Here is a 564-nt window from a genome sequence, read left to right as displayed (position 1 = left end):
AATGGGCAACAACCAAATTCCACACATGAATTTGATCCGCAAAACACAATGCCATTCTGGATGGGATTGGGGCATTTGTTTGATGGTATCGGGTATTTACGACCCAATCCAAATCGATGTAGTGACCGACATTTGGTTAAAAAATGTCTCAACCGAGCAGCAATGGCAAGCCGATGGCAGTGTGATTTTAGACGTGCTGGTGGAAGTGCAAACCGACAATCAAAGCCATCATGTTGCCGTGGAATTTGATGGCGAAGTTCAATTCATTCAAACCGAAGGAAGTGGTCACTATCACTGCCAGTTCCATGTTCAAAAGCCGCAACTCTGGTGGCCTGCAGGTTACGGCGACTCGCATCTGTACACCATTTCTGTTGGTTGTGGTGAGCAAACGCTGTCGCGCAAGATTGGACTTCGTCAGTTGAGCTTAAATAGTCAGGCAGATGAACATGGCTCTGCGATGGAATTTATCGTCAATGGCACGCCTATTAATGCCAAAGGGGCGAACTGGATTCCTGTCGATGCGATGCCGGGGCGAGAATGTGAACGCCGCTATCGAGACCTACT

1 protein-coding gene is annotated in these 564 nt (G+C 48.0%); it reads left to right on the top strand.

What is annotated here, in order from left to right; all coding sequences use genetic code 11:
* On the top strand, positions 1-564 hold a 564-nt coding region (locus R7O13_RS29525), incomplete at both ends, for a glycosyl hydrolase 2 galactose-binding domain-containing protein (RefSeq protein WP_412125749.1).

Source organism: Vibrio sp. Y176 (assembly GCF_033438945.1).
The sequence above is the reverse complement of the archived record's forward strand: the minus strand, read 5'-3'. Positions and strand labels throughout refer to the sequence as shown.